This is a genomic window from Pseudonocardia sp. NPDC049154 (assembly GCF_040648315.1).
Taxonomy (GTDB): Bacteria; Actinomycetota; Actinomycetes; order Mycobacteriales; family Pseudonocardiaceae; genus Pseudonocardia.
Genome location: NZ_JBEZDN010000090.1, coordinates 24,332 through 32,152 on the forward strand (window position 1 = coordinate 24,332; position 7,821 = coordinate 32,152).

The window sequence follows — 7,821 nt, forward strand, 5'->3', positions numbered from 1 at the left end:
CCCGCGGGAACGGGGCTCACCATTCGAGCAACCCCGCGGCCGGGTCGGCGGGCGGGCGCGGGTGGGCGGCCTCGAGAGGGACCCCGAGCGCGACGGCGCCGAGCGGCTGCCAGTCCTCGGCCAGCCCCAGCTCGGCCCGCACCACCTCGGGCGCGAAGATCGTGGAGCCCACCCAGCAGGAGGCCAGGCCCTCGGCGGCCAGCGCCACCAGCAACGACTGCACGGCGGCCCCGCCGGCCACGGTGAACATGTCCCGCTCGGCCGCGCGGCGCGCCTCGTCCGGGTAGGCGTGCGCGCCATCGCCGGTGCGGAAGGGCAGCACCAGCTCGGGCGCCCGGCGCAGCAGGTCGCCCCGCGCGAGCCGGCGCTCGACCTCGTCCGCCGGACGCCCGTCGGCCTCCAGGTCGGCGCGCCACCGCTCGCGCAACGCGTCGAGCAGGGCGGTGCGTCGGGCGGGGTCGCGCAGCCACACGAAGCGGAACGGCGTGCTGTGGTGCGGCGCGGGCGCGGTCAGCGCGACGCCGACGGCCCGGCGCACGGACTCCGCCGGCACCTCCGCGGGCGCGAAGTCCCGGACGCTGCGGCGCAGCAGCACGGCCTCGCGCCTGCCCTGTGCGAGCGCCTCCTCGGTGCCCAACCAGAACAGGTCCTCGTCGATCGGCCGGACCAGGTCCCGCGCCGTCGAGCCGTCCTCGCGGACGCCGAGCCCGCGCACCACCGCGATCGGCGTCCCGCCGAGCTTGCCCTTGACCAGGTCGGCGGCGCCGGCCACCTCGTCCGCCAGGGCGACCTCGGTGACCAGCAGCTCGTTGCCCTCCGCGTCGACCGCGCCGCCGTAGCGGTGCAGCACGGTGAGCCCGGCGGACCCGATGGCGACGTCCGTCTGCCCGACCCGCCAGGACCGGCCCATCGTGTCGGTGACGACCACGGCCACGTCGGCACCGAGCCGCTCGCGCAGGCCCTCGCGCAGCCGGGCGGCGCTCGCGTCGGGGTCGACGGGCAGCAGCGCCAGCTCGTCCCGCCGCACGTTCGACCCGTCGACGCCGGCCGCGGCCTGCACGATCCCGAGCTTGGACGCGACGATCAGGGTCTTCCCGCGCCGGGCCAGGACCCGCTCGGTCTCGCCCTCGACGAGCCGGCGGCGCAGCTCGTCCCGCTCCTCGGGATCGGTGGGCGCCGGGACGAGCCGGCCCTCGGCCTTGGAGAAGATCTTGCTGGTGACCACCACGACGTCGCCGGACTCCAGCCACGGGGCGGCCTCGGCGACCGCGGCGGTCACGTCGTCCCCCGGGCGGAACTCCGGCAGCCCGGGGACCGGCAGGATCCGCAGGCCCGATGCGGCGCCGTGGTCGGGAACCGGCGACGGGGCCGGCAGAGCGCTCACGGGGCGACCCCGGCCAGCTCGAACGCCGCACGTGCCATGTCCGCCGTGGCCTCCACGTCCGTCATCAGCAGGGGGACGGCCCGGGTCTCGGCGCCCTCGATCTCGGCGGAGTCTCCCGAGTGGACCAGCCAGCCGTCGAGCAGCCCGCCCTTCGCCCGCCCGCCGTAGTGCCGGCCGACGGCCTCGGCGGTGGTGTCGACCCCGATCGCCGAGAGGCACGCGTCGGCCATCCCGCGCAGCGGTCGCCCGCCCACGATCGGCGACAGCCCGACGATCTTCGCCTTCGTGCCGACCAGCGCCTGCGGCATCCCCGGGACCTGGATCATGGTGCCGATGCTGACCACCGGGTTCGACGGCGCGACCAGCACCACGTCCGCATCGGCGATCGCCCGGGCCGCGGCGGGCAGGACCTTCGCCTCGTCCGCGCCGACCGACGCGAAGCGGTGGGCCGGGAACTTGGCCTGGTGGCGCGCCCACCACTCCTGGAAGTGCACCGCGACCTGCGGCGGCGCGTCCTCGGCGGGCTCCGGGTTGTCGATCACCACGTGCGTCTCCACCCGGTCGTCCGTGGCGGGCAGCAGCCGCACGCCCGGCTTCCACCGGTGGCACAGCGCCTCGGTGACCTGCGAGAGCGGGTAGCCCGCGCGGAGCATCCGGGTGCGGACCAGGTGGGTCGCGACGTCCCGGTCGCCGAGCCCGAACCAGGTGGGGTCGGCCTCGTAAGCGGCCAGCTCGTCCCGCACCGCCCAGGTCTCCCCGGCCCGGCCCCAGCCGCGTTCCGAGTCGATCCCGCCGCCCAGGGTGTACATGCAGGTGTCGAGGTCGGGGCAGATCCGCAGGCCGTGCATCCACACGTCGTCGCCCACGTTGACCACGGCGGTGACCTCGTGCGGGCCCTCGCCGGGCCCGACGGCGGGCAGCCCGAGGGCCGCCTTCACGCCGAGCAGGAACCGGGCGCCGCCGACGCCTCCGACCAGGACGGTGACCTTCACGGCGCCAGGCTACGACGGACCCCCGACACTCGGCGCAGAGGATCGCTCCGCTCAGCGCAGAGGATCGCTCCGCTCAGCGCAGAGGCTCGCTCCGCACGCTCCGCTCAGCGCAGAGGCTCGCTCCGCACGCTCCGCTCAGCGCCGATGCTGCTCCGCTCAGCCCGGGAGGACCTCGGTGACCGCCGCCACGACCTCGTCGGACTCCGGCTCGGTGCGCGGCCGGAACCGGGCCCGCACCGTCCCGTCCGGGGCGACGAGGAACTTCTCGAAGTTCCACTGGACGTCCCCGGCCTCGCCCGCTCCGTCGGCGGTGGCGGTCAGCGCGGCGTAGAGCGGGTGCCGGCCCGGCCCGTTGACCTCGACCTTCTCCGTGAGCGGGAAGGAGACGCCGTAGGTCGTGGAGCAGAAGGTGGCGATCTCCTCAGCCGTGCCCGGCTCCTGCCCGGCGAACTGGTTGCACGGCACGCCGAGCACGGTGAACCCGCGGCCGGCGAAGCGCTCCTGCAGCCGCTCCAGGCCCTCGTACTGCGGGGTGAGCCCGCACTTCGAGGCGACGTTGACGACGAGGACGGCCTTGCCGCCGAGGTCGGGGAGCGCATCGCCGTCGAGCGCGGCGATCGGGGAGTCGAGAAGGGCCACGGACCGAACGTACCCCTCGACCCCCTCGACGATCTGCAGGCCGACGATCACATCTCGCGGAAGTCCCGCGGGCTGAAGCGCGGCCCGAAGCGCGGCCGGCGGAACCCGGAGATCTCGACGTACCGCACGGCCCGGTGCCGCTGCGGCGCGTACGGGGCCAGGACCTCGAGCATCCCGACGTCGTCGAGCGGGCGGCCGACCAGCGCCCAGCCGACCACGGTGGGGATGTGGAAGTCCCCGAAGCTGACGGCGTCGGGGTCGCCCCACGCGCGCTGGGCCACCTCGGCGGCGGTCCACACCCCGATGCCGGGGATGCGGCGCAACAGGATCCGGCCCTGCTCGCCGCCCAGCTCCACCGCCTTCTCCAGCCGGTGCGCGACGGCGGCGGCCGCGAGGATCGCCCGCCGCCGGGCCGAGTCCACTCCGGCCTTGTGCCACTCCCAGTCCGGGATGGAGCGGATCTGCGCGGGCGTCGGCGGGACGCGCATGCCCCGCGGGAGGGCCCCGGCCGGGCCGGGCGCGGGGTCGGAGAACCGCCAGCAGAGCTCGCGCCAGGAACGCCGCGCCTCGATGCCGGTCACCTTCTGCTCGAGGATCGCGGGCACGAGCTGGTCCCACACCCGGCGGGTGGAGCCGAGCCGGATGCCGGGCAGCCGGCGGGCGGCGTCGGCGATCAGCGGGTGGTGGGCGACGAAGGACTCGGGTTCGTCGTGCGCGCCGAGCAGGGCGGGCAGGCCGTCGAGCTCCCACCGCGCGCCGGGTCCCCACCCGGCGGCGACGACCGTGCCGTCGCCGCGCCGGGACAGCCGGACCGTCGCGGGCCCGTCGGGCGTGGTGGAGACGCGCCAGATCGCGGAGCCCTCGCCGACCGAGCGCCACGACGGGTCACCCCGCCCGCGACGCAGCGGGGCGAGCACCCCGGCGAGGTCGAGCCGGAAGTCCGGCCGCCACTCGCGCTCGATCACGCGACCACGGTAACCGCAGCCCGAACGCGGTCGTGAGTGCCTACTGCCGCTCTCGCAGCAGTAGGCGCTCACGGGTCAGACGTCGGCGGAGAACCGGACCCCGTGCGGCGGCAGCTGGACCTCCGGCCACACCCGCACGCCGCCCTTGAGCTCGCAGTGCGCCCCGATGACCGCCCGGTCGCCGATCACCGCGTCCCGGACGTGCGCGCCCGCCTCGATCCGGGCGCCGGCGCCCACGACGGAGCTCTCGACGACCGCGTGCGGCTCGATCACCGCGCCGTCGAACACCATGCAGCCCTCGACCTTCGCCCCCGCGCCGATCACCGCGTCCCGCCCGACGGCGGTGCCGCCGAACACGAAGGCGTCCTTCGCCACGGTGGCACCGGGCAGCACGATCGACTCGCCGGCGGGGCCGGGCAGCGCCGCCGAGGGCGCCACGCCGCGGACCAGGTCGGCCGAGCCGTGCACCAGGTCGGCGGGGGTACCCATGTCGCGCCAGTAGGCGTTGTCGACGTGCCCGCTGACCCGCGCGCCCGCTTCGAGCAGCCCGGGGAAGGTCTCGCGCTCCACCGACACGACCCGGCCCTGCGGGATGTCCTCGATCACCGAGCGGCGGAAGACGTAGCAGCCGGCGTTGATCTGGTCCGTCGGCGGGTCCTCGGTCTTCTCCAGGAACGCCTGCACGCGGCCGGCCGCGTCGGTGGGGACGCAGCCGTACGCGCGCGGGTCCTGCACGCGGACCAGGTGCAGGGTGACGTCCGCGTCCGTGCGCCGGTGGGTGTCGACGACGGCGGTGAGGTCGGTGCCGCACAGCACGTCGCCGTTGAAGACCATGACGGTCTCGGTCGTCAGGTGCTTGGCCACGTTGGCGATCCCGCCGCCGGTGCCCAGCGGCTGGTCCTCCACCACGTAGGTGAGCTCGAGGTCGAGCGACTCCCCGTTGCCGAAGTGCTCCTCGAACGTCTCCGCGAGGTACGAGGTGCCGAGCACCACGCGCCGCACGCCGGCGGCGCGGATCCGGGAGAGCAGGTGGGCGAGGAACGGCACGCCCGCCGTGGGCAGCATCGGCTTCGGGGCCGACAGGGTGAGGGGGCGCAGGCGCGTGCCCTTGCCCCCCACGAGCACGACGGCCTCGACGTCGTCCAGCACGAACGGTCCTCTCGTCAGCCGGCCGGTCCCCCCGGTCCGGAACTCCGGTCTCACTGGTGTGACGTTGACCCGCGCCCCCGCGTTGCCCGCGCGCGCACCGCCAGCCCGGCCCGCACGGCCGCCCGCAGCGGTGCGTGGCGGACGCCCGGGTGCCGGTCGGCGAGGTAGCGGTAGGCGCTGCGGTGGTGCTCGGCGAGCATCCGGGCCGACACCTCGGGCTTCGAGGTGGAGACCCCGCCGGTGTGCACGACCTCGGCGGTCGGGACGTAGACGTTGAGCCAGCCGGCGCGGCCGAGACGATCGCCGAGGTCGACGTCCTCGAAGTACATGAAGTAGCGCGGGTCGAACCCGTCGACGGAGTCGAAGGCGCTGCGGCGCACCAGGATGCAGGAGCCGGACAGCCAGCCCGCGGTGCGCTCGCCGATCGCCGCGGCGGCCTGCCGGTAGGTCTGCGTCCACGGGTTGCCGGGCCAGACCCGGCCGAGCACCGCGTGCCCGGCGCCGTGGCCCAGCGAGGGCAGCAGCCGGGCCGAGGGGTAGACCGTGCCGTCGGGCTCGCGGATCAGCGGGCCGAGCGCGCCGGCGCGCGGCCAGCGGCCGGCCGCCTCGAGCAGCGTGTCGATGGCGCCGTCGCCCCAGACGAGGTCCGGGTTGGCGACGACGACCCAGCCCACCTCGGGACCCAGCCCGGCGACGGCCCGGTTGGCGGCCGTGCCGTAGCCGACGTTCTCGCCGATCCGGAGCAGCTCCACGCCGTCGCGCTCCGCCGCCCGCTCGGGCGCGCCGTCGACGGACCCGTTGTCCGCCAGCACGACCCGGGCCGGACGCGCGGTCGCCGCCTTGAGCGAGTCGAGGAAGACCTCGAGCGTGTCGCCCGGTGAGTACGTGACGGTCACGACCGCGAGCTCGTCCCCGTACGTGCGGACCGCCGACTCCATGGCGGCTCACCCTAACGGGCCCCGCGGGCCGGGTCGGTGCGGGGACCGGGGCCGACCCGATCGGGGGCCGCGCACTCAGTCGTCCGCCGGGTCCTCGCCGTCGAGCTCGGCCAGGGCCTCGGCGGCGGCCCGGTCGCCCCAGGTCACCGCCATCTCCAGGTACCAGCGCGCCGCCTCGGGCCGCCCGGTGTCGAGCAGGAAGCGGCCGATGGTCCAGGCCCAGCCCGGCTCGTTGTGCCGCTCGGCCTCGCGGTACTCGCGGTCGGCCCCGTCGACGTCGCCGCGGGCGACGAGGAAGGCGGCGTAGGCGGTGTGGGCGCGGACGGCGCCGAGCTCGCCGGCGCGGCGGTAGAGGGACTCGGCCTCCGCGTCCCGGCCCTGCACGGCCCGCACGTCGGCCAGTGCGACGAGCGTGTCCGGCCGCCGCTCGTCCGCGTACCGCTCCGCGGCCACGACGGCGGCGGCGAGGTCCTCCGCCTCGAGGTGCAGCGCGACGAGGTTGTCCGGCGCCTGCGGGTCGCCCGCCTCGGCGGCGTCGGTGAGGACCCGGACGGCCTCGGCGAAGCGGCCGTCGGCGCGCAGCAGCAGGGCGAGGTCGTTGGCCGCGGGGAGCTCGCGCTGCGCCACGGCGAGGCGCAGCACCTGTTCGGCCCGCGAGTGGTCGCCCAGCTCGGCGAGCGCGACCCCGAGCCGCCCCGCGAACTCCAGGTGCCCCTGCTCCACCAGCGGCGCGAGGAACTCGATGGCCGCGGTCCAGCTGCCGCTGTCCAGGTAGGCGCGCACGAGCAGGTCCGCCGAGCCCGGTTCGCGCGAGGCGACGGCGCGGCGCAGCGGCTCGACCGCCTCCCAGGGCCGGTGCTGCTCGAGCAGCGCCCGGCCCGCGGACGTCAGCGGCCCCTCCGGCGGAGGCACGGGGATGCGCTGGACGGCGTCGGCCCGGGCCGCCCCGTCGGGCTGTGCGGTCATGCGGGGGCCCCTCGCGACGTGGAGATGTGAATGGTCTCACTCCCCCGGCGGTCCGGCAGGACGAGGCGGCCCGTCACCGAGATGATCACGCGCAGGTCCGGATCGGTCACCCTCCGGGGTGGACGATCGCCCAACGGTGATCTCGAGCCGCCGACACGCCGGGCGACGCGCCGCGATCATGCCTCCGCATGCTGCACCCTCTAGGGGCGGCCGGGTGGCGGCCGCGAGGGTCCGGACCCGGCGTCCGGCGCGAGGCGAGGAGGTGGAGTGGACCCGACGTCCGGTGGCCGCTCCTCCTCGGGCGGGCCGCGGCGCGAGCGCCGCGCCGGCGCCTCCGCGCTGTTCGGCGAGGGCGGCGCCCTGTCCGGCGGCGGCCCCGACCGTCCCCCGCGGGCCCGCGCGACCGGCTCGGCGGGGCGGTCGGACGCCGCGCCGGAGCCGCGCTCCGGCACCGAACGCCGCACGGGCTCCGCGGCGGGGTCCTCCGCCCGGTCGTCCCGGGACGGGGGCTCCGCGGCGGGCGGGGCGGGCTCCGGGCGGAGCGGTTCCTCCGGCGCCTCGGCCCGTGACCGCGGCTCCGGCGGCGCGACCGGCCGCTCCCGCTCGACCGGCTCGGGCTCGGGGCGTGACGGCTCGGGGCGCGACGACTCAGGGCGCGACGGCTGGGATCGCGACGGCGAGTCCGTCACCCGCGGGCGCCGGGCCTCCGGCAGCGGCTCCGCCCGGGACCGGGAGCCGGGGGCCGCGTCGGCGCGGTCGGGCTCCGCCCGCACCTCGGCCCGCCGGTC

7 protein-coding genes and 1 pseudogene are annotated in these 7,821 nt (G+C 76.7%); 1 reads left to right on the forward strand and 7 read right to left on the reverse strand.

The window, feature by feature from the left end; translation table 11 throughout:
- Positions 1-16: 16 nt before the first annotated feature.
- From AB0B41_RS30890 to AB0B41_RS30920, 7 genes are all read right to left on the reverse strand, one after another.
- A complete protein-coding gene (locus AB0B41_RS30890) occupies positions 17-1,384 on the reverse strand; it encodes a coenzyme F420-0:L-glutamate ligase (RefSeq protein WP_358209570.1) in 1,368 nt (455 codons plus the stop codon).
- Entirely contained in the window at positions 1,381-2,376 is a 996-nt protein-coding gene (cofD, locus tag AB0B41_RS30895; RefSeq protein WP_358209572.1) for a 2-phospho-L-lactate transferase, read from the reverse strand. The genes AB0B41_RS30890 and cofD overlap by 4 nt, the downstream gene beginning before the upstream one ends.
- Before the next feature lie 156 nt (positions 2,377-2,532).
- The gene (locus AB0B41_RS30900) at positions 2,533-3,015 is read right to left on the reverse strand and encodes a glutathione peroxidase (RefSeq protein WP_358209574.1); all 483 of its coding nucleotides are present in this window, start codon (positions 3,013-3,015) and stop codon (positions 2,533-2,535) included.
- 47 nt (positions 3,016-3,062) lie between these two features.
- On the reverse strand, positions 3,063-3,980 hold the full coding sequence (locus AB0B41_RS30905) for a DNA-3-methyladenine glycosylase 2 family protein (RefSeq protein WP_358209576.1): 918 nt from the start codon (positions 3,978-3,980) through the stop codon (positions 3,063-3,065).
- Between the two features lie 75 nt (positions 3,981-4,055).
- Positions 4,056-5,126 carry an NDP-sugar synthase gene (locus AB0B41_RS30910; protein WP_358209583.1) on the reverse strand — a complete coding sequence of 357 codons (1,071 nt, stop codon included), beginning with the start codon at positions 5,124-5,126 and terminating at the stop codon, positions 4,056-4,058.
- Between the two features lie 53 nt (positions 5,127-5,179).
- On the reverse strand, positions 5,180-6,067 hold the full coding sequence (locus AB0B41_RS30915; RefSeq protein WP_358209578.1) for a glycosyltransferase family 2 protein: 888 nt from the start codon (positions 6,065-6,067) through the stop codon (positions 5,180-5,182).
- 75 nt (positions 6,068-6,142) lie between these two features.
- Positions 6,143-7,033 (reverse strand): tetratricopeptide repeat protein, encoded by an 891-nt coding sequence (locus AB0B41_RS30920; RefSeq protein ID WP_358209580.1) that lies wholly within the window; start codon positions 7,031-7,033, stop codon positions 6,143-6,145.
- A 267-nt stretch (positions 7,034-7,300) separates the two neighbouring features.
- On the opposite strand from AB0B41_RS30920, the pseudogene AB0B41_RS30925 reads away from it, so the two are divergent.
- A pseudogene (locus AB0B41_RS30925) lies at positions 7,301-7,821 on the forward strand (hypothetical protein); the annotation flags it as partial.